At 49.4% G+C, this 19,599-nt stretch carries 18 protein-coding genes and 1 riboswitch; of the genes, 13 read left to right on the top strand and 5 right to left on the bottom strand.

What is annotated here, in order from left to right:
• Nucleotides 1-24: 24 nt before the first annotated feature.
• From KNP62_RS12780 to clpB, 3 genes are all read left to right on the top strand, one after another.
• The gene (locus KNP62_RS12780) at nucleotides 25-1,197 is read left to right on the top strand and encodes a CamS family sex pheromone protein (RefSeq protein WP_214785769.1); all 1,173 of its coding nucleotides are present in this window, start codon (nucleotides 25-27) and stop codon (nucleotides 1,195-1,197) included.
• 140 nt (nucleotides 1,198-1,337) lie between these two features.
• A complete protein-coding gene (locus KNP62_RS12775; RefSeq protein ID WP_214696751.1) occupies nucleotides 1,338-2,207 on the top strand; it encodes a DnaJ C-terminal domain-containing protein in 870 nt (289 codons plus the stop codon).
• 19 nt (nucleotides 2,208-2,226) lie between these two features.
• Complete coding sequence (gene clpB, locus KNP62_RS12770; RefSeq protein WP_214785768.1) at nucleotides 2,227-4,818, top strand: ATP-dependent chaperone ClpB; 2,592 nt, start codon at nucleotides 2,227-2,229, stop codon at nucleotides 4,816-4,818.
• A gap of 29 nt (nucleotides 4,819-4,847) precedes the next feature.
• Here clpB and KNP62_RS12765 read toward each other — a convergent pair whose 3' ends face one another.
• From KNP62_RS12765 to hemG, 3 genes are all read right to left on the bottom strand, one after another.
• A complete protein-coding gene (locus tag KNP62_RS12765; protein WP_214785767.1) occupies nucleotides 4,848-5,150 on the bottom strand; it encodes a hypothetical protein in 303 nt (100 codons plus the stop codon).
• A gap of 72 nt (nucleotides 5,151-5,222) precedes the next feature.
• Nucleotides 5,223-6,305: a TIGR04053 family radical SAM/SPASM domain-containing protein gene (locus KNP62_RS12760; RefSeq protein WP_214785766.1), complete on the bottom strand. Its 1,083-nt coding sequence runs from the start codon at nucleotides 6,303-6,305 to the stop codon at nucleotides 5,223-5,225.
• Nucleotides 6,302-7,666 (bottom strand): protoporphyrinogen oxidase, encoded by a 1,365-nt coding sequence (gene hemG / locus KNP62_RS12755; protein ID WP_214785765.1) that lies wholly within the window; start codon nucleotides 7,664-7,666, stop codon nucleotides 6,302-6,304. The genes KNP62_RS12760 and hemG overlap by 4 nt, the downstream gene beginning before the upstream one ends.
• 115 nt (nucleotides 7,667-7,781) lie before the next feature.
• On the opposite strand from hemG, the gene KNP62_RS12750 reads away from it, so the two are divergent.
• Together KNP62_RS12750 and glsA are read left to right on the top strand one after the other, a co-directional pair.
• On the top strand, nucleotides 7,782-7,946 hold the full coding sequence (locus tag KNP62_RS12750; protein ID WP_214785764.1) for a hypothetical protein: 165 nt from the start codon (nucleotides 7,782-7,784) through the stop codon (nucleotides 7,944-7,946).
• Between the two features lie 48 nt (nucleotides 7,947-7,994).
• Nucleotides 7,995-8,936, top strand: a complete 942-nt coding sequence (gene glsA, locus KNP62_RS12745; protein ID WP_074032972.1) for a glutaminase A — start codon at nucleotides 7,995-7,997, stop codon at nucleotides 8,934-8,936.
• On the opposite strand, the gene KNP62_RS12740 is transcribed toward glsA, so the two are convergent.
• Entirely contained in the window at nucleotides 8,933-9,706 is a 774-nt protein-coding gene (locus KNP62_RS12740; protein WP_214785763.1) for a CHAD domain-containing protein, read from the bottom strand. The genes glsA and KNP62_RS12740 overlap by 4 nt on opposite strands.
• A gap of 39 nt (nucleotides 9,707-9,745) precedes the next feature.
• Between KNP62_RS12740 and KNP62_RS12735 the strand changes: the two genes are divergently transcribed.
• The 4 genes from KNP62_RS12735 to KNP62_RS12720 all read left to right on the top strand — a co-directional run bounded on the left by KNP62_RS12735 (nucleotide 9,746) and on the right by KNP62_RS12720 (nucleotide 14,387).
• The gene (locus KNP62_RS12735) at nucleotides 9,746-11,107 is read left to right on the top strand and encodes an MATE family efflux transporter (RefSeq protein ID WP_214696765.1); all 1,362 of its coding nucleotides are present in this window, start codon (nucleotides 9,746-9,748) and stop codon (nucleotides 11,105-11,107) included.
• Nucleotides 11,108-11,223: 116 nt separating this feature from the next.
• On the top strand, nucleotides 11,224-12,372 hold the full coding sequence (gene nagA, locus KNP62_RS12730; protein WP_214785762.1) for an N-acetylglucosamine-6-phosphate deacetylase: 1,149 nt from the start codon (nucleotides 11,224-11,226) through the stop codon (nucleotides 12,370-12,372).
• On the top strand, nucleotides 12,369-13,133 hold the full coding sequence (nagB, locus tag KNP62_RS12725) for a glucosamine-6-phosphate deaminase (RefSeq protein WP_214785761.1): 765 nt from the start codon (nucleotides 12,369-12,371) through the stop codon (nucleotides 13,131-13,133). The genes nagA and nagB overlap by 4 nt, the downstream gene beginning before the upstream one ends.
• A 150-nt stretch (nucleotides 13,134-13,283) precedes the next feature.
• Nucleotides 13,284-14,387, top strand: coding sequence for an LCP family protein (locus KNP62_RS12720; protein ID WP_214785760.1), 1,104 nt, complete (start codon nucleotides 13,284-13,286; stop codon nucleotides 14,385-14,387).
• Between the two features lie 218 nt (nucleotides 14,388-14,605).
• On the opposite strand, the gene KNP62_RS12715 is transcribed toward KNP62_RS12720, so the two are convergent.
• The gene (locus KNP62_RS12715) at nucleotides 14,606-15,334 is read right to left on the bottom strand and encodes a GntR family transcriptional regulator (RefSeq protein ID WP_074032977.1); all 729 of its coding nucleotides are present in this window, start codon (nucleotides 15,332-15,334) and stop codon (nucleotides 14,606-14,608) included.
• A 96-nt stretch (nucleotides 15,335-15,430) separates the two neighbouring features.
• On the opposite strand from KNP62_RS12715, the gene KNP62_RS12710 reads away from it, so the two are divergent.
• From KNP62_RS12710 to KNP62_RS12695, 4 genes are all read left to right on the top strand, one after another.
• Nucleotides 15,431-16,591, top strand: a complete 1,161-nt coding sequence (locus tag KNP62_RS12710) for an alanyl-tRNA editing protein (RefSeq protein ID WP_214785759.1) — start codon at nucleotides 15,431-15,433, stop codon at nucleotides 16,589-16,591.
• A complete protein-coding gene (locus KNP62_RS12705) occupies nucleotides 16,585-17,013 on the top strand; it encodes a GNAT family N-acetyltransferase (RefSeq protein ID WP_214785758.1) in 429 nt (142 codons plus the stop codon). The genes KNP62_RS12710 and KNP62_RS12705 overlap by 7 nt, the downstream gene beginning before the upstream one ends.
• A 77-nt stretch (nucleotides 17,014-17,090) precedes the next feature.
• Nucleotides 17,091-17,270: riboswitch (Lysine riboswitch) on the top strand.
• A 114-nt stretch (nucleotides 17,271-17,384) separates the two neighbouring features.
• Nucleotides 17,385-18,584 carry an aspartate kinase gene (locus KNP62_RS12700; protein WP_483299216.1) on the top strand — a complete coding sequence of 400 codons (1,200 nt, stop codon included), beginning with the start codon at nucleotides 17,385-17,387 and terminating at the stop codon, nucleotides 18,582-18,584.
• A gap of 12 nt (nucleotides 18,585-18,596) precedes the next feature.
• Nucleotides 18,597-19,592: an aspartate-semialdehyde dehydrogenase gene (locus KNP62_RS12695; protein WP_214785757.1), complete on the top strand. Its 996-nt coding sequence runs from the start codon at nucleotides 18,597-18,599 to the stop codon at nucleotides 19,590-19,592.
• The last annotated feature ends 7 nt before the right edge of the window (nucleotides 19,593-19,599 follow it).

Raw genomic sequence — 19,599 nt, 5'->3', positions numbered from 1 at the left:
GATGTTCAAAGGAGCTAGACATAGATGAAATGGAAACAACTCGTCATCCCGACAATGGCCTCTGCGCTTTTGTTAAGCGGATGTTCAATGAAAATCCCGATGGGTGAAGAAGAAGCGACACCAACCGGCGAAGAAACAGCAGCAGAAGGTGTCACACAAACGATCGAAGCACGTGACTCTTATTATCAAATGGTCATTCCGTTCAAAGCGGCAGCGGCGCGAGGACTTGCCCAGCGCCAAGTGAGCTCGTCGTTAGAGCTTGAAGAGGTCGAACTCGGTCTCATGCGCCACTCGACAGACGCATTTGACCCAGACAAATTCGCCTATCAAGAAGGACAGCTTTTAAATGCGGAAGATGTCTCTACTTTACTTGGACGTAAAGGCGGGAGTAACGAAGGATTAACGCCGTTAAACCCGGCGTATGCGGACGGGAAGGCAGAAGTTGAGGACGACAAGTTTGTCGATGCGAACAAGAAGTCACCCCTTTATTTGGCCTCAATCGTAGAACAGAACTATATGACGAAAGCGGATAGCGGATATCAGCTAGGCGGTGTGTCGTTCGCGCTCATTTTAAATCGTGAGTATGTCTTCCAGGCACCGAACTACGGACCGACCTACACGGTGAAACTCGACCAGAAGAAAGTAATCGCAGAAGGTGAACGAATGGCGAACGAACTTGTCGCCCAGTTACGGAAGCGAGAAGATTTTAAAGATTTGGATATAAACGTCGCGCTCTATATGAAGTCGACCCAAGGTTCACCGACTCCGGGGAACTATATCAAATCTGCCTTTGTCGGAACGGATGATCAGGTCGCAACCGGTGACTGGAAAGCCATCGATGAGAAGTACTACTACTTCCCATCTGCGACAGCGACGAATGATGTCCGTGAGGACGCTCAGAAATTTACGCTGTTCAGTGACCGGATTGCCGACCTCTTCCCAGACTATAGCGGGATGATTGGAAAAGGCTTTTATCAAAACGGTGACTTGTCACGACTTGAAATCGATATCCCGATCCAATTCTATAGTCGCGCTGAGCTCGTCGGATTTACACAACACGTGGTCGGCTTGCTCGAAAATCGCTGGGAATATAGCCGGAACGTGCCGGTTCGCATCAACGTGACGTCACTTGGCGGAGACCCTGAAGTGACGATTGTGTTTGAGGACGGCATGGATAGCCCGAAAGTATACTTCTAATCGAGAAGAGGTTCGTTTTTTGAAACGAATCTCTTCTTTTTTTCGTATGAAAAGTGAAAGGATTATCTTTGACCTTATTTGACCAATTGAGTAGAATAGAGTTAACAGAAACGGGAAAGGGATAGGTGAGGTGAATCCATATGGCTAAAAACTATTACGACGAGCTCGGTGTCTCAAAAGGAGCAACCGAACAAGAGATTAAACGTGCATACCGTAAATTGGCGAAACAGTACCATCCGGACGTCAATAAAGACCCTGGCGCACAAGAACGATTCAAGTCGGTCCAGGAAGCGTTCGACGTATTGAGCGATCCAGAGAAAAAAGCGAACTATGACCGATACGGTAGCCCGGATGGACCGTCGTTCGGACAAGGATTCGGTGGCGGTGGAGAGACTTACGGGGAAGGCTCGTCACAATTCGAAGATCTATTCCGACAATTCGGAGGCGGGTCGCGTACGACCTCGCGGACTTTCGGATTTGAAGATATGTTCGGAAGTTTCTTTGACCAAGCAGTCGAGGAAGACTTGGATGAGACCGTACGTGTAAACATCCCGCTCAGTCAATTGACGAAAGAGTCAAAAGTGAGCCTTCGCCTTCAGACTGGCACGGTGAACGTCAAGATTCCACAAGGTGCCTATGAAGGTCAAAAGTTGCGGTTAAAAGGAAAAGGAAGTCGCGTCGGACAATCGGGGAACCGAGGAGATGTATACGTCGAGCTTCACTTTGCGGATGACGATACGTATCGTCGTGAAGGAGAGCATATCGTGACAGTGAAACGATTGCGTCCGCTCGACTTTTTGGACGGAGCGAGCGTCATCATTGCCACGCTCGACGGAGGACGGGTGAAGTTGAAAGTGAAACCGGGAAGCCGTCCGGGACAACGGATGCGGATTCCGGGTCGCGGTGTTATGACCGGCTCGAAGGTGCGGTCGGACTTATTCGTCCAACTCGAGGTCGACCTGCCTCTTGATGAGACGTACCGTTCTGTTTATGAGCAAATCGAACGTTAATGGATAAGGAGGAATCGTGATGGACTTTAATCGTTTTACAGATAAAGCACATGAATGCATTGTCAGTTCACAGGCGTTAGCGAAACAATATCATCATAGTGAAATCAATGAGTGGCACGTCTTGGCGTCCATGATTTCACAGACGGACGGGATCGCACCGTTGCTGTTTCAAAAAATGGAAATCAACGTGTCTGAGATTGAAGGCGAAGTCGCGCTTTCTTTAAGAAATGCACCAAAACTTCAAAACCCGACAACACCGATGATTTCGGCTTCTTTGCTAAACGTTCTAACGACGGCGGAGCGGGAAGCGACAGGGATGAACGATGAATACGTATCGGTCGAACATATTTTACTCGGCATCTTGTTGAACAGTAGTCAAGCGCAGGCGATGCTCGAGCGAAAAGGGATCACAGAAGAACGACTCCGTGAGGCGCTCGTCGCCGTACGAGGCAATCGTCGGATCACGTCGAAGTCGCCTGAAGCGACGTATGACGTCTTGACGAAATACGGACGAGACCTCATTCAAGAAGTGAAGACGGGGAAAATCGATCCGGTCATCGGACGCGATAGCGAGATTCGTCGCGTCATTCGGATTTTGAGTCGGAAAACGAAAAACAACCCGGTCCTCATCGGGGAACCGGGTGTCGGGAAGACAGCAATCGTCGAAGGACTCGCTCAGCGAATCGTCCGAGGTGACGTACCGGAGAGCTTGAAAGACAAAACGATCTTCAGTCTCGATATGAGCTCGCTTGTCGCCGGTGCGAAATACCGTGGTGAGTTTGAGGAACGTCTTCAAGCGGTCTTATCTGAAGTGAAAGAGGCGGAAGGTACAATCATCCTCTTCATCGATGAATTGCATACGATTGTCGGAGCAGGAAAGTCGGAAGGGTCGATGGATGCCGGGAACATGTTAAAACCGATGCTCGCCCGAGGTGAGCTGCACTGTATCGGTGCGACAACGCTAGATGAGTATCGCCAATATATCGAAAAAGACCCTGCTCTTGAGCGGCGTTTCCAACAAGTGCTAGTCGCTGAACCGGACGTCGAGGATACGGTCTCAATCTTGCGTGGCTTAAAAGAACGTTTCGAGATTCACCACGGGGTACGCATCCACGATAACGCCCTCGTCGCAGCTGCTGTCTTGTCAAATCGTTATATCACGGACCGCTTCATGCCGGACAAGGCGATTGATCTTGTCGACGAGTCGTGTGCGATGATTCGGACAGAGATGGAATCGATGCCGGCTGAACTCGATGAGTTGGTTCGTCGGGTCATGCAACTTGAAATCGAAGAGGCGGCGCTTAAGAAAGAGAGCGATGCAGCTTCCATGAAACGACTCGAAGCACTCCAACAAGAATTGGCATCGCTCCGTGAACAGTCTGACTCGTTACGTCTCCGCTGGGAGAATGAGAAAGAGTCGACGCACCGCGTGCAGCAAATCCGTGGAGATCTTGAAAAGGTACGCCTCGAGTTACAAGAAGCAGAAAGTCGTTACGACTTGAACCGGGCTTCGGAACTGAAATATGGACGAATCCCAGAGCTCGAGCGAGAGCTAGAAGAAGCGGAACAGTTGGCGGGTTCGGTGACACGCGAACTCGTGCGGGAAGAAGTGACGGAAGAAGAAATCGCCGAGGTCGTCTCAAAATGGACCGGTATCCCGGTGACGAAACTGACAGAAGGAGAGCGAGATAAACTGCTTAACTTAGAAGCGGTTTTACACAAGCGTGTCTTCGGTCAAGATGACGCGATTCGTTTAGTCAGTGATGCGGTCATTCGTGCTCGCGCCGGAATCAAAGATCCGAACCGTCCAATCGGTTCCTTCCTCTTCCTCGGGCCGACTGGAGTCGGGAAGACGGAACTCGGGAAGGCGCTCGCAGAAGCGATGTTTGATTCGGAAGACCATATTGTTCGACTCGATATGAGTGAATATATGGAGAAACATGCTGTATCACGACTTGTCGGTGCACCTCCTGGCTATATCGGATATGAGGAAGGCGGCCAGTTGACGGAAGCGGTTCGCCGTAACCCGTACTCGGTTCTCTTACTCGATGAGGTCGAGAAGGCACATCCGGACGTCTTCAACATCTTGTTGCAACTGCTCGATGATGGTCGATTGACCGATTCGCACGGGCGCATCGTCGATTTTAAAAATACAATCGTCATCATGACGTCGAACATCGGGGCAGACATTTTGCTCGAGGCAGCGAGAGACGGTGTGATTGATGAAGACGAGGAGCGCCAAGTACTTGAGAAGCTCCGCCGCCATTTCCGTCCTGAATTCTTGAACCGGGTCGATGAAACAATTCTGTTCCATCCGCTCACGAAAGATCAAATCGGTCAAATCGTCGAGAAAGCGGTCGGACGAATGAGTGAACGACTCACGACGCGCTCGATTCATATCGAGATCACAGACGCAGCGAAAACGTTCGTCGCCGATGAAGCGTACGAACCTCAATTCGGTGCCCGTCCAATCAACCGTTACGTGCAACGGACAATCGAGACGAAACTTGCTCGAAGCATCTTAGCCGGAGATGTCGAAGATGGTCAAACGGTCGTCATCGATGTCGAGAACGGGGAATTGACGTTACGTCCATCGACGGTCAATGCATAAGGAAAGAGGAATCCAAGCGGATTCCTCTTTTATGTACGTTGATGTTTTCGTCTCAAAAGCAGAAAACTGACGCCGATAAAGATAAGATAGAGTACCGTTCCAAAAATGGAGTTGAGTACCCATGGGATGGTCCCCATGAATGTAGTGCGTGTCGCTTCCTGAAACCAGAGCAGTAACCAAAAGAATAAGCCAAGACTCGTTGCGAGTAGCGTATAAAACCCCAACAAGCCTTGTTTCGTCCATCGCTTAATTCCAAATCCCAATAAAGTCGTAACGACAAAAATCGCACCTAGCCCAATATAAAACAATCCATCGATTGGTAATGACTGCACCTACATGACTCCCTTCTCACCATCAGATTCATATAGTCTCATCTTACACTGTGAGGAAATAAATGGGAATCTTTATTGTGAAACGAGAGGACGTTCTGGCTGATAGATACAGTACGGTTCTGCCTCCTTATAATCACCAGTAACCGCATAGGCTCTGGCCCGCGAACCACCACAGAGATAACGATATTCGCAATACCCGCACTTTCCGTGATGACTATCCGGATCACGCAACGCCTTGAAGGTCGGATGATGACGATAAATATCGGCGAGTGGTGTCGTTCTGACGTTCCCGCAAAGAATCGGTAAAAATCCAGAAGGTTGGACGTCACCTGTGTGCGAGACAAAGACAAATCCGTTCCCGTCATTCGTTCCGCGAGGGGCCTTCGCCAAATCATCATGAGGATGTCCGATGGGAGGAAGTCCTTCTGCTTTTCGCCGCTGATTTTCTTGTCGTGCCACCCGTCGATAAAACTGGGCTTCCGTCGTCGAGATGATGAACGGCGCCGTCTCTTGTAACGAGAACGCCCACTTCAGCACCTCTTCATGTCGCTCGGGAGAGATGGGGTGTAACAGGGATCCTCGCCCGGTCGGCACAAGGAAAAAGAGCGTCCAGACCGATACACCGAGGGACTCCACGAGTTTTGCCATCTCGGGTAAGCGGTCGACGTTATATTCAGTCACCGTCGTATTGATTTGAAACGACATGCCTTCTTCTCGGAAGTAGGAGATTCCTCGGATGGTACGGTCGAAACTGCCGCGTGTTCCTCTAAAGTAATCGTGTGTCTGTGCATCTGGACCGTCGATGGAAAACGCCCAACGTGACAACCCGGCAGCTTTTGCTCGTTTCACGGCATCACGGGTGACGCGGGGTGTGGCAGAGGGTGTCATCGAGACACGCATCCCGAGGGATGAGGCGTATGCGGTCAATTCAAACAAATCTTCGCGCATGAGGGGATCTCCACCTGTGAAGACGAGAATTGGATTGTCCATTGCATGAATATCACGAATGAGTGCCTTCCCTTCTTCTGTATCGAGTTCATTTTCGTATCGATGAAACTGTGCCTCGGCCCGGCAATGGACACAGGAGAGGGCGCAAGCACGTGTCACTTCCCAAATGACGATAAACGGGTTCTCGTTATAGTCGATGTGCTTCATACCGTCACCACCTGTTTGAGTTTCAGGTTGTTGACTGCTTGTTTTGCGGAATCGACACAATCTGGTAAGCCAACCCCATGGAGAATGGCGCCACACGCCTCGACTCCGTCCCACTTCGCGAGTGCTTCTTCAAAGGCGCGGACATCTTGTTTATGTCCGACCTCATATTGGGGCATCGTTTGAACGTGACGTTTGACTTTCGTGAAGAGTGGTGTCCCGACTTGTTGAATACGGCGGAGTTCGTGCAAGGCGAATGTCGCAATCGTATCATCATCTTCGTGCAACAAAGAAGAAACATAATCAGAACCGATATACATCCGAATCAACGCTTTCCCTTCAGGTGCCATATGTGGCCACTTCTTATGCATCCAACTGCAAGCGGTCAAGGCGTTGCCTTCCGACTTGGCGATGACGTAACCTGTCCCGTCTAGCGCCTCGACCTCTGATTCGTCGAATGCGGCAAGAACGGTCATCGAGGACGTTCGCTTACGAGTCGACAAACGCTCGGCTTCCGGAAAACCGAGCAGCGGTCCGAGCATGTTTGGGGAAGTCGCAAGAATGATCCCGTCGAACTGCTCGACCGTTCCATCCGCCAATGTGATTTCATGCGGTCTTACGGACTTGACGATTGTCTTCAGTACGAGCCGGTCAATGGAAGGGCGGAGCGCTTCGACGAGTGCACCGAGTCCTTGGTCGATGGATAAAAACTTTCCGGTCTCTGACGGCTTCACCCCAGCCTGAGAAGGCGGTGTGAGTGCTTTCATCCCGAGAATCAGACTGCGAGTTTTTTGTTCAATCGTGATAAACTGAGGGAAAGTAGACTCGATGCTCATATCGTCGAGCGTTCCGTTATAAATCCCGGACAGAAGGGGCTCGATCATCGTGTCGACGACTTCTGATCCGAGTCTCGTCCGAAAGAAGCGGTCGAGCGAGATGTCCTCTCCTTCATACACACGCGGAATGACAAGGTCGAGTCCGGCACGAAATTTCCCTCTCCACGTAAAGAGATCCGTTTTTACCATCGGCCAAAACTCGGTCGGAATACCCATGACCGATCCGGCGGGCATCTGTCTCAGTTGTTGACGTACGTAAATGTAAGAGGTCCCGGTTTTAGAGCGGACGAGTTGGTCTTCTAGACCGAGGTCGGTAATGAGAGACGTCAAGGTCGGCTTACGCGCCATATAACCGTCCGGGCCGGTCTCTAACGTAAATCCATCTTGATAGATGGTTTTGATTTTTCCACCGAGACGGTCTTGTGCCTCGAACAGTGTGACGTGTGCGCCGGCTTCTTTAGCATAATGCGCTGCGGCCAGCCCGGCGATGCCACCTCCGATAATTGCGATCTGATTCAATCGATTCACCCATTTCTATAAAGTTCTTGTCGTATTAACGGTACCGAGAATATAGACGCAGACATAGGATAAGTGTCACGTAGTTCTAGACAAATTTGTCACGAATTCGAAAGGGGACGATGAAATGATGGTTTTCATCATTGTCGCGACGGTCATCGTGTCAGGTGTGGTTGGTTTTATTGTGACGATGAATCGGCATGGGGAAAAGTTGGTCGGGGACGAAGAAAGTCCACCGATGATTTGGGCGGACGAAGAGTGGTATAAAGAAGATGGACCGCCAGACGGGTAATATGATAAGATGACCCGGTTGAAATTTGATGGAACATGAGGTGATCGAATGAATGTACTCGAACAACAATTGAACCACTTGATTGATGAGTGTCGTCCGTATACGGCTCAGGGGAAAGTGGCGGACTACATCCCAGAACTGGCGCATGTGAAAAACGATTTACTCGGGGTGGCGATTTGTTTGCCGGACGGTACGTATATTCACGCTGGGGACGTTCATCACAAGTTTACGATTCAAAGTGTATCGAAGGCGCTGACGCTTTGTTATGTATTGATGGAATTTGGGGAAGACTATGTGTTTTCAAAAGTGGGGATGGAACCGACGGGAGATGCGTTCAACTCGATTGCGAAACTCGAGGAGACGGTCCCGTCAAAACCATTGAATCCGATGATCAATGCAGGAGCGTTAGCGGTGACGAGTATGATTTTAGGGGAGACGGCTGACTTAAAGATTTATCAGTTCCGCCAATTTTTAGCGACCTTGTTGAATCGACCCGTAGAGGAGATTACGTACGATGAAAAAGTCGCTCGCTCTGAATACGAGACGACCGACTTGAATCGCGCACTCCTCTATTTCATGCGCCATCATGGAATTGTAGAAGGAGACGTCGATGAGATTATCGACGTATATACGAAACAATGTGCCATTGAAATCGACTGTTTTGACTTAGCACGAATCGGGCGTGTCTTCGCAGGGAACGGGGAAGACCCGGAGACAGGTGAAGAATTAATTCCCCGTCGTGTCGTCCGGATCGTCAAAGCCATCATGACGACATGTGGCATGTACGATGCATCAGGCGAGTTCGCCGTCCGTGTCGGTCTTCCCGGAAAGAGTGGGGTGTCGGGTGCGATTTTAGCAGTCGGGAACCACGAACTGGATTTGAATAACGTCGGGTTTGGCATCTTCGGTCCGGCGCTTGATTCAAAAGGGAATTCGATCGCGGGGATGAAGTTGCTTGAACTATTGATTGAACGGTATACATCGCGTTAAATTGATAGGTGCTCCACGGATTCATCAAGTTCCTGCTGTAAGACTTCAACTTTTTTGTCATATGGGGATTGCAGGTCGGTAGGAGGGGTGAAGGCCAGCCAACGCTTCAACAGTTGATCATGGTCATTCATCTCACCGAGTTCGGTTTGCATCTTTTTTAACGTACGGACGGTGTCGATTGACGCGTCCGACTCGTAGTTTAACAAATATTCATGCAAGTATCGCTCACGTTTCACGGCTAAGCGAACTTTATGGAGCGCTTCGATTTGTTCTTTTCCACTCGATTGTTCATGATAGATGCGAATTCGTTGTTTGCGTTCGCTTTTCGCCTTTTCTAACATCGGAGAGGCGTTCGTTTTTTTAAACGCACGAAACAACGGTCCGCCGATGAAACGACGAATTTGTTGGTCGAGTGAGGGGGTCATCTTTTCACTGACTCGTGTCGAGAGAATGGTTCGTTCGATGGCCCGTTGCTTTTCCATGGTTTGTAGAAATGCTTCATCAAGCTCAGTTTTTACATCAAACTGTTCGATGAGGACATCGAAGTCACGCACATGACCGAGTGCCTCCATCAATTGTTTGAGTTGCCGGAACGTCGCCGGCTTTGTCTCAAAAATCTGCATGAACGTGATCAGCTTTCGTAAATGAACGCGGGCGCGATGAATGTCCTCGGAATTGTTGAACGAGAGGGCCTCGGTCACGTAGTGGTTGAATGTATTCCACGTTTCTAATAGCTCAAATTTAAGTTTTTCTGCATGCCGTTGATTCATGATATTGTTTCCTTTCTGAAAAAGAGATGAGGGTTGTCCATGTACCAAACACATTCATTGAACGAAAAAATCAAACTGTTCTTTACGATTTTCTTTCCAATCCTAGTCACGCAAGTGTCTTTTTATTTGATTAGCTTTTTTGATACCGTCATGTCCGGACGCGCAGGCGCCGTCGATTTGGCCGGTGTCGGTGTCGGTTCGAGTCTTTGGATGCCCGTTTACACCGGGCTTAGCGGAATCTTGTTGGCAGTTGCCCCGATTGTGTCGCAAGCGCTCGGCGCGCGGGACCGTCAACAAATTCAACGCACGTTATTTCAAGGCATCTACTTAGCCATCATGCTCAGTGTTATCACGCTGACATTAGGATCTTTCCTCGTGCCACTCGCAATCGAAGGGATGGGGCTTAGTACGGAAGGGAAGCGAATCGCGACCCAATACTTACTTGCGCTTGGTTTCGGTGTCTTACCGATGTTCTTGTTCAACGTGCTTCGCACGCTCATGGATGCGCTTGGCAAGACGAGGGTCTCGATGATCCTCATACTATTAGGGTTACCCATTAATGTCGGTTTAAATTACATCTTCATCTTTGGAAAACTCGGGATTCCGGCGTACGGTGGCGTCGGAGCAGGAATCGCCTCGAGCATCACCTATTGGTTGCTCTTTTTCATGGCATTCTTCTTCGTCCGAAACGGAAAACCGTTCCGCGAGTACAAGTTCTTACGGACATCGGAGCGAATCGTCTGGCTCAGACAAAAAGAGTTGTTACAACTCGGGACACCAATCGGGCTAGCAATCTTCGCCGAGGTCAGCATCTTTGCGGCAGTCACACTACTGCTCAGCTCATACGGTGACCAAATCGTCGCGGCACACCAAGCGGCCATTAACTTTGCGTCGTTTGTGTACATGCTCCCGTTGTCGGCATCGAGCGCGTTGACGATTGTCGTCGGGTATGAACTTGGTGCGAAACGACTACAGGACGCCGTTCGATATGCGAAGATTGGGATTTCGCTTTGTCTAGGTGTCTCCATCTTCTCGGGTGCTTTCTTGTTTTGGCAAAATGAACGGGTCGCAGCCATTTATACGAATGACCCGACAGTCGTGGACCTTGCGGCACACTTCATGATTTTCGCCGTGTTCTTCCAGTTATCAGATGCTGTCGCCGCACCGATTCAAGGAATTTTACGAGGGTTCAAAGACGTCAACATTACGTTGGTCCTCTCTCTCGTCGCCTATTGGGTCATCGGCTTACCACTCGGTTATGTGTTGGCGGAGCATGCTGGATTTGGACCGGATGGCTACTGGATTGGATTGATTGCTGGACTGGCTGCCGGAGCGGTCTTATTATTCCTCCGATTAGTGTGGATTGTCCGTCGCTTCGGTACGCTTCAGTCGACGTCATGATACAAAGGTTGTTCACAATTGTGAACAATCTTTTATTTATAAAGAAATTGGTCTATACAACTATACTTTTATCGGATATGATAACATAGAGGAAAACAAAAAGGAGTGGTGAAGCGATGGGGACATTGATCAATGCTCATATCGTGTCAGCGGAACAAACGTGGGAGCGAGGATATATCAAGTGGAATGGTCAATCGATTGAAGAAATCGGATCGATGGAACAATTTAAGCAACGAGACGAGAGCGTCATTGATGTATCGGGTGCGCTCGTCACGCCTGGCCTCATCGATGTTCATATACACGGGGGATATGAAGTCGACACGATGGACGCGGACGAGTCACGGCTTCGTCAATTAAGTGAAGACATGCTTCAAGAGGGCGTCACGTCATTCTTTGCGACCACGATTACCCAGTCGAAAGAAGCGATTGAACGGGCGTTGACAGCAGTTCGGAATGTCATTGAATCAGAGGATACGACCATCGTCGGGATTCATTTGGAAGGACCATTCGTCAATGTGGAGATGGCGGGTGCACAACCAGCAGAACATATCATTGACCCGGATGCGGAACAATTTCGAAAATGGCAACAGCTTGCCGGTGGTCATATCCGACTCGTCACGTATGCACCGGAACGACCAGGAGCCCGAGCATTTGAAGCAGCCCTTCGTGAATCGGGTGCGATCGGTTCTGCGGGACACACGAATGCGACGTTTGAAGAGAATAAGCAGGCGGGCGTCAAACATGGAACACACTTATATAACCAAATGCGTGGCTTGCATCATCGGGAACCGGGAACGGTCGGATATTGTCTCTTAGAGAAAGGGGTCATGGCCGAAATCATTCCAGATGGGATTCACAGTAGTCCGGAGATGGTCGATTTTGCTTACCGCTTAAAAGGAGCGGATGAACTCGTCGTCATCACGGATGCGATGCGGGCGAAAGGTCTGCCTGACGGACAGTATGAACTTGGGGGTCAACCCGTCAGCGTAGAAGGAGGCGCTGCCCGTCTTGAAGCAGGAAATCTCGCTGGGAGTGTCTTGACGATGGATGCGGCGTTCCGAAATATTCAAGCGTATACGGGATGTACGCTGGAAGAAGCGGTCAAGATGACTTCGACGAATGCGGCAAAAGAATTCGGATTGACGACAAAAGGAGACATCAAATCGGGGTTTGATGCGGACCTTGTCGTTTGGGATGACAGTGCACATGTTCAAATGACAATCGTCAAAGGAAACATTGCATATGAACGGGAGGAACAACGATGAACGTATTAGTCGCAAAGACAGCGAATGACGCGGAACGTATCGCCTATTCGCTCATTAAAGAACGGATTTCAGGGAAGCATGACTTCGTACTCGGTCTCGCGACAGGCAGCACGCCGGTCGGGATGTATCAAATGTTTAAACAAGACGCGCTCGATTGTAGCCATGTGACGAGCGTCAATTTAGATGAATACATCGGTCTATCACCAGAGCATCCACAAAGCTACAACCGCTTTATGAAAGATCGCTTGTTTGACGAAGTACCGTTCAAACAAAGCCATCTCCCTCAAGGCGATGCGCCAGACCCTGAAGCGGAGGCGGCTCGCTACGAAGGACTCGTTCGGAAGCTTGGTGTCGACTTACAACTTCTTGGTATCGGGGAAAATGGTCACATCGCATTTAATGAACCGGGCACGGCGCTTGATGCGAAGACACATGTGACCGAACTCACCGAATCCACACGAGAGGCAAACCGTCGCTTTTTTGACCGATTGGAAGACGTGCCGACGCATGCGATCACAATGGGACTCGATACAATCATGAATGCGCGTGAGATTGTCCTGGTGGCGACGGGCGAGCGAAAAGCAGAGGCCGTACAACATATGATTGAAAGTGTACCGACGGTCGACTGGCCGGCGACGATCCTTCAAGCGCATCCAGGTGTGACGGTTGTACTCGACGAAGCGGCAGCATCGCGCTGTGCGGAAGCCCTTCAATCACGAGGACAAGAGGCAGCAACACGATTTTTCACCATCCGGGCTTAATCAACCTGCGGAGACATCTCCGTGGGTTTTTCTGTTTTCAACTGTGGGAAAATGTAAAGAAATGAATTTGTCATCAAAACGTTTTCGACAAATTTCACACTTTCCTCTATAATGAGTGAAGCTCATTACTTTGACTCGAAGGAGACCATTATGAATTCTAGAACACATACTCGTAGACAGCGCAAAGGTCCGTCTGCGTTTTATAAAGTCTTTAGTGCCCTTGTGCTGATTGCGATTATTGCTGGGTCTAGCATTTACGGTACCGCATTTTATAAAGCCCACAACATGTTGTCCGGCACTCAAGTCACGCTAGAGGACGACCCGACGGTTGAACCGACTCGCTTTGACAAAGAAGATACGGAGTCATTTTTGATTTTAGGTACAGACCTTTCTCCACAAAAGAAAGCACGTGGAGAGTATGGACGCTCGGATGTCATGATCGTCGTCATTTTGAACAAGAAAGAAAAGCAGACGACGATGCTCAGTATCCCGCGTGACTCGTACGTCAATATCGATTACACAGGATACAATATCCCTTATGGAAAGACGGGTCTTGATCAAGATAAGATTACACATGCCTACTACTTCGGTTCGATGGATGAATCGAACCCGAACAACGGGATGCGTATGGCAACAAACACGATTGAGGATTTGGTCGGTGTTGAAATCGACCATGTCGTCTCGCTCAACTTCCAAGGATTTGTGGATTTCATCGATGCAGTCGGTGGTGTTGAAATCGACGTTCCATTCTCATCACAACAAAACAGCTATGACGCCTCACGTGAGACCGTACAAATCGAAGAGGGACTTCAGAAACTTTCTGGTGAAGAGGCACTCGCCTATGTCCGTAACCGATATGACGACCCACGTGGAGACATCGGGCGTGGACAACGCCAGATGGAAGTCATCAATGCCGTGCTCGAACAGTCACTTGGTACGTCACTCATCAATAACTATGATAAGGTCTTGAAAGCCGTGGGCGATAACATGCAGACGACGCTTGGACCGAATGACTATATGCGTTTGATTGAAGACGTCGGCGCGCTACACAATACGGTGCAATATCAATTGACAGGTGAAGGCGCCCGTGCAGATGACGGCCACTTCTACTATTTCTTAAATGAACCGCTTCTTGAAGAAGTACGCTACCGTGTGCAACAGGCGGACGCAGGCAATCCTGTGGAACCGATGACGGATACGGAATTAGAGTCTTACACGTTAGATCCGAGTGGGGTCACGTACGAAGCGCAATAAAGTTTCACTTACGAAAAATGCAAAACGCTCAGAATTCATTTTCTGAGCGTTTTTTATGTGGCAATGTATTTCAGGTCAGATTGCTTTTTTGTGTGGGATTGCTTGAAAATTGATTTAGTCAATGATTTTCCCACTCAAAAATTTGGTCTCACAGTTAGGTCAGCGATTTACATCCTCCACATCAGTGTCATGGTCAAATCATATTTCTGTTTCGTGCGTTATATGCGATCCATCGCGACGGTCAAGGAGTACGAGTCTCCACGAAAGAGCGAGCGACTATATTCAAACATGTCACCGTTCTCGAGATAAGTACGTTGATCAATCAGCAATACCGGTGCGTTTGGAGAGATGGTCAGCAGTTTCGCTTCCTCGGGGCCGGCGCTACGGGCTTCAAGTGTCTGTGTTGCATTTTTCAAACGTAAACCGTGCTGTTCGGCGTACGCATAAATGGAACCGGTTGCGTCTTCTTTCGTCAGGTCAGGCAATAAACGGACAGGAATGTAGGCAGTCTCGAGCGCGAGCGGATGGTCGTCTGCGAGTCGGAGCCGCTTCATTTCATATACGGGTGTTTGATTCGGGATGCTCAGTTGTTGGGCGATTCGATCCGTTGCCGGGATGACCTCGTAGGACAAAAGACGACTGAGTGGTCGCATGCCACGATGTTTGATTTCTTCAGAAAAACTCGTCAGTCCGGACAATGTCATGGCAATCTTTTGACTCGCGACGAATGTCCCTCGTCCTTTTTGACGGCTCAAATAACCGGCGTTGACGAGGTTCATGATTGCTTGACGAATCGTCATGCGACTGACATGAAATTGTTCGGAGAATTCACGTTCTGAAGGTAAGGTGTCTCCTGGCTTTAACAATCCGTCATCAATTTGTTGCTTTAAGTACGCTTCAATTTGATAATAAATAGGTAACGGAGATTGTTTATCGATTTCTAACATATCATTTCGCTCCTGACTGAGAAGATGTATGTTTCATTATAGACGAAATTAGACTAGTTGTCTGAACAGATTTATAGAGAGAAGGTGGAGGACAAGATGAATCAACATACAGTCAATACAATCGTGACCTCAGTAAGTGAGGATGGAAAAGGTCATTGGCATACACTCGAGCATAGTCCCTTTTATGCGGAAGGTGGGGGGCAACCGGCAGACCGGGGATGGATTGATTCGCACGACGTATTAGACGTGCAACTCAAGGAAGGTGAAGTGTGGCATCTGTTGTCAGCAGCATTACCTATCGGAACACCAGTAGTGGCTCGAATCAATGAACATGTGAGACGAGACCATTCCATCCAGCATACTGCCCAACACTTGTTAACGGCGATTTTAGAAGATCGTCATGGCATTCGTACGCTCAGTTTTGGAATTGGTGAAGAAGATTCGTCCATTGAGATTGAGACGGCAGGGATGGACTGGGCTCAAGTTGAAGCACTTGAGCAAGAGATGCAGCAACTCATCTTTGAGAATTATCCGATTCATGTGTATGAAATCGCAGAAGAAAAAGTGGACCGGACGCGCTTACGGAAAGCGACCGATCGAACAGGGATGATTCGAATCGTCGAAATCGAAGGGCTTGATTATAACGCGTGCGGTGGGACACACATGGAAACGACAGGGCAACTTGGTACGATTCACGTGACGACGCTCAAAAAAGTGAGAGGAAACATCCGCTTGACGTATGTAGCCGGTAATCGGGCGTTGAAAGCGACACAACGAGCACGGGAAGCGTTACGGACAATCCACCACACGTTCTCGACAACGAATGAATCGGTGGCAGCACGTGTGATTGAAGAGCACACGATTCGTCTTGAACGTGAAAAAGAAATCAAGACGCTCGAAGAACGGATTGCGAAAGCGAAAGTGGAGGCAGTCTTACAAGAGGACAATTATGTGGCGTTACACGTGGGACGGACCGAAGCGGAAACATTGACGACCGCAATTATTGAACGAATCGCAGCGACCGGACGAATCGCTGTCGGAGCCAACTATAGTACGCAAAAATTATTTGTCATGCATGATGGGACTCATGATATCGCGGTCGGAACATTTCTTCGTGCGGCCCTTCAAGAGATGAAGATTGGTCGCGGTGGTGGGAATCATAAGCAGGCACAAGCACGATTCACTTCGGTCACGGAACTTGAACGAGGGATGGAAGAAATCGTGAGACGATTACAAGAGGGGGTCTTACCATGTTGACGATTCAATCGGGAAAAGAAGCTGAGTTAATCGAGCTGGCCAAGCAAGTACGGGAAATCGTATTCGTTCAGGAACAAGGAATCGATGCGAGTCTCGAATACGATGATTTAGATGATGTTTGTACGCACGTGGTCGGTCTCCTTGATGCGCAACCGGTGACGACAGCACGTCTTCGCCCGGTAGACTCGACTGTCGGGAAAGTGGAGCGGGTGGCGACGATTCAGACGGCCCGAGGTCATGGATATGGAAAAGAGATCATGGACGAAGTCGAACGTGTCGCAAAACAGCAAGGATTAAGTGAACTGCGCCTAGGTGCACAGTTAACGGCGCTTCCGTTCTACGAAAAACTCGGGTACGAGGCGTTCGGAGATGAATTTTTAGATGCCAATATCCCACACCGTATGATGCGGAAAACGAGGTAACTCTTTTTTGAAATATCCCATTTTTCTAAAAAAAGGTTGGCAAGAAGATTTCGTTTTGTTATAACTAATACTAACAACTGACAGATAGAGGTTGCGAATGACATGAGTAAGCTTGGTTGAAACGGACGCACTCCGGACCGAGCCGAAAGGGGAAATTCGCCGAAGTCGACGTTCACGTGCGTGTGAACGAAGGCTGGGGTAGTCGTGAATAACGCCTACACTGCCATGGTCAACTACCATGGAGCGCTATCTACGGAACGATTCTTTAATCGTTTTTCAACTGCGCGTACAAGCGGCAGGCCGTAGGGAGAGTGCTTCCTACCGGTCTGCCGCTTTTTCTGTTGGTGGACATCTTGAAAGTGGGGAACTTGATGACAACCGTACTGAAATTTGGAGGCAGCTCTGTTGCCACAATCGAACAAATACAAGCCATTTCAGACTATTTACAAACACGTGTGGCGACCGGTGAAAAATTGGTCGTCGTCGTATCAGCAATGGGCAAGACGACGGACTCGCTCCTGTCGCTCGCTAAACAAATCACGGAGCGCCCGATGATTCGTGAACTCGATCGGCTACTCGCCGTCGGGGAAGAACAGACGATTAGTCTACTCAGTATCGCCTTGAACTCGCGAGGCGTACCTGCCATTTCACTCACCGGACAACAAGCCGGAATTGATACGATGGGCATCCATACGAAGAGCAAAATCAAAGCGATTCGTAAAGAAGTATTGCATGAGAAGTTGCGTCAACATGACGTCTTGATTGTCGCTGGTTTCCAAGGTGTGAATGAAGCGGGAGACGTTACGACACTCGGGCGTGGCGGTTCGGATACGACAGCAGTCGCACTTGCGGCCGTCCTCAGTCAACGTTGTGAAATTTATACGGATGTGGCTGGGGTGTATACGACGGACCCGCGGATTCATCCGACGGCGAAGCGCCTCGACACGGTCTCTTATGATGAAATGATGGAGATGAGTGCACTCGGCTCTAAAGTCATGGAAATGCGAAGCGTCGAGCTCGCGAAAAAGTATGACGTGAATATTTTTGTTGGAAAGACGCTCTCGAGCGAAGGAGGAACATGGATCATGGATACGACGCAAGCAATGGAACAGAAAGCAGTCACGAGTGTGAGTGTCGTCAAAAACGTACTCAGTGTCTCGATTAAACACATCCCGCACACGGCAGCCGGAGTCGCGGACATCTTTGAACGATTGTCTGAACGTCACGTCAATATCGATATGATTTCACAGACGGCGTTCGATGGCGAAGTGTTCCTTTCGTTCACATGTCCACTCGACGAAGAGGCGTTCTTAGAAGAGGCACTCGCAGAATTAACAGCGACCTTGCCACAAATCAAAATCGATCGTCATACGGAACACGCAAAAATTTCGGTCGTCGGAATTGGCATGCGAGACGCGACCGGCGTCGCATCAGAACTCTTCGCGACATTCCGCGAGATGGGGATTCCGTTCTATCAAGTCACGACATCTGAGATTAGCATTTCCTACACGATTCAAGAACAAGATGTGGAAGCGGCAGTCGCAGCCATTGCGGCTCGCTTCAACTTATAAGGGGGTAGCACGATGTATAACGTAGCTGTCGTCGGCGCAACGGGCGCCGTCGGACAAAAAATGATTGAGGTTTTAACCGAATACGAATTTCCAATCAGTGAACTGAGACTATACGCTTCAGCCCGTTCGGCAGGAAAGACGGTCGAAGTGAACGGACAATCGGTCGTGATTCGTGAGTTGAACGATTCGATCTATGCCGATCCAATCGATATCGCCTTGTTCTCTGCCGGTGGGAGTATCAGCGAACAGTATGCGCCACGCTTAAGCGAACAAGGGGTTATCGTCATCGACAACTCAAGCGCATTCCGAATGCAAGAAGGAATTCCGCTCATCGTACCGGAAGTGAATCGAGTCGAACTCAGCCCGGAGAAGACACTCATTGCGAACCCGAACTGTTCAACGATTCAATCAGTCGTCGCGCTCGCGCCACTATCGGAAGTATATGGATTGACGCGAGTCGCCTATACGTCTTATCAAGCCGTATCCGGTTCGGGTCAAAAAGGGATTGATGACCTCGAGCGCGGTGCTCGTGGTGAGGATCCGACGAATTATCCGTATCCGATTTATGATAACGTGTTGCCGCACATCGACGTGTTTTTAGAAAATGGTTACACGAAAGAAGAACAAAAAATGATAGAAGAGACGCGTAAAATTTTGAATGCGCCGAACCTTGGTGTAACGGCCACTTGTGTCCGAGTCCCAGTACGAAACAGCCATGCGGTATCCATCACGGTGACGCTCGAACGAGATGCGACAGTAGCAGAAGTCAAAGCCGTACTCGCGGATGCACCTGGTGTCGTGGTTATGGACAACCCGGCCGAACTTTCGTATCCGACACCACTTGATGCAAACGGAACCGATGAGGTGTATGTCGGTCGGATCCGCCGGGATGACTCACAGCCGAATACATTCCATTTGTGGTGTGTTGCGGATAATGTTCGAAAAGGGGCAGCGGCAAATGCGGTACAAATCGCACAATGCATGATCAGTCAAACAGCGACAAAATAAGGAGGAG

Origin of the sequence: Exiguobacterium sp. s183, assembly GCF_018617655.1 — a bacterium.
Lineage (GTDB): Bacteria > Bacillota > Bacilli > Exiguobacteriales > Exiguobacteriaceae > Exiguobacterium > Exiguobacterium aestuarii_A.
This window is presented reverse-complemented; position numbering and strand designations above follow the sequence as displayed.

Coding starts and splice junctions, on each gene's coding strand:
- KNP62_RS12720 (WP_214785760.1), top strand. CDS start 13,284: ATGAATTCTAGAACACATACTCGTAGACAGCGCAAAGGTCCGTCTGCG.
- nagA (WP_214785762.1), top strand. CDS start 11,224: ATGGGGACATTGATCAATGCTCATATCGTGTCAGCGGAACAAACGTGG.
- KNP62_RS12750 (WP_214785764.1), top strand. CDS start 7,782: ATGATGGTTTTCATCATTGTCGCGACGGTCATCGTGTCAGGTGTGGTT.
- nagB (WP_214785761.1), top strand. CDS start 12,369: ATGAACGTATTAGTCGCAAAGACAGCGAATGACGCGGAACGTATCGCC.
- KNP62_RS12710 (WP_214785759.1), top strand. CDS start 15,431: ATGAATCAACATACAGTCAATACAATCGTGACCTCAGTAAGTGAGGAT.
- KNP62_RS12760 (WP_214785766.1), bottom strand. CDS start 6,305: ATGAAGCACATCGACTATAACGAGAACCCGTTTATCGTCATTTGGGAA.
- KNP62_RS12780 (WP_214785769.1), top strand. CDS start 25: ATGAAATGGAAACAACTCGTCATCCCGACAATGGCCTCTGCGCTTTTG.
- KNP62_RS12695 (WP_214785757.1), top strand. CDS start 18,597: ATGTATAACGTAGCTGTCGTCGGCGCAACGGGCGCCGTCGGACAAAAA.
- KNP62_RS12700 (WP_483299216.1), top strand. CDS start 17,385: ATGACAACCGTACTGAAATTTGGAGGCAGCTCTGTTGCCACAATCGAA.
- clpB (WP_214785768.1), top strand. CDS start 2,227: ATGGACTTTAATCGTTTTACAGATAAAGCACATGAATGCATTGTCAGT.
- glsA (WP_074032972.1), top strand. CDS start 7,995: ATGAATGTACTCGAACAACAATTGAACCACTTGATTGATGAGTGTCGT.
- KNP62_RS12735 (WP_214696765.1), top strand. CDS start 9,746: ATGTACCAAACACATTCATTGAACGAAAAAATCAAACTGTTCTTTACG.
- KNP62_RS12775 (WP_214696751.1), top strand. CDS start 1,338: ATGGCTAAAAACTATTACGACGAGCTCGGTGTCTCAAAAGGAGCAACC.
- KNP62_RS12740 (WP_214785763.1), bottom strand. CDS start 9,706: ATGAATCAACGGCATGCAGAAAAACTTAAATTTGAGCTATTAGAAACG.
- KNP62_RS12705 (WP_214785758.1), top strand. CDS start 16,585: ATGTTGACGATTCAATCGGGAAAAGAAGCTGAGTTAATCGAGCTGGCC.
- KNP62_RS12715 (WP_074032977.1), bottom strand. CDS start 15,334: ATGTTAGAAATCGATAAACAATCTCCGTTACCTATTTATTATCAAATT.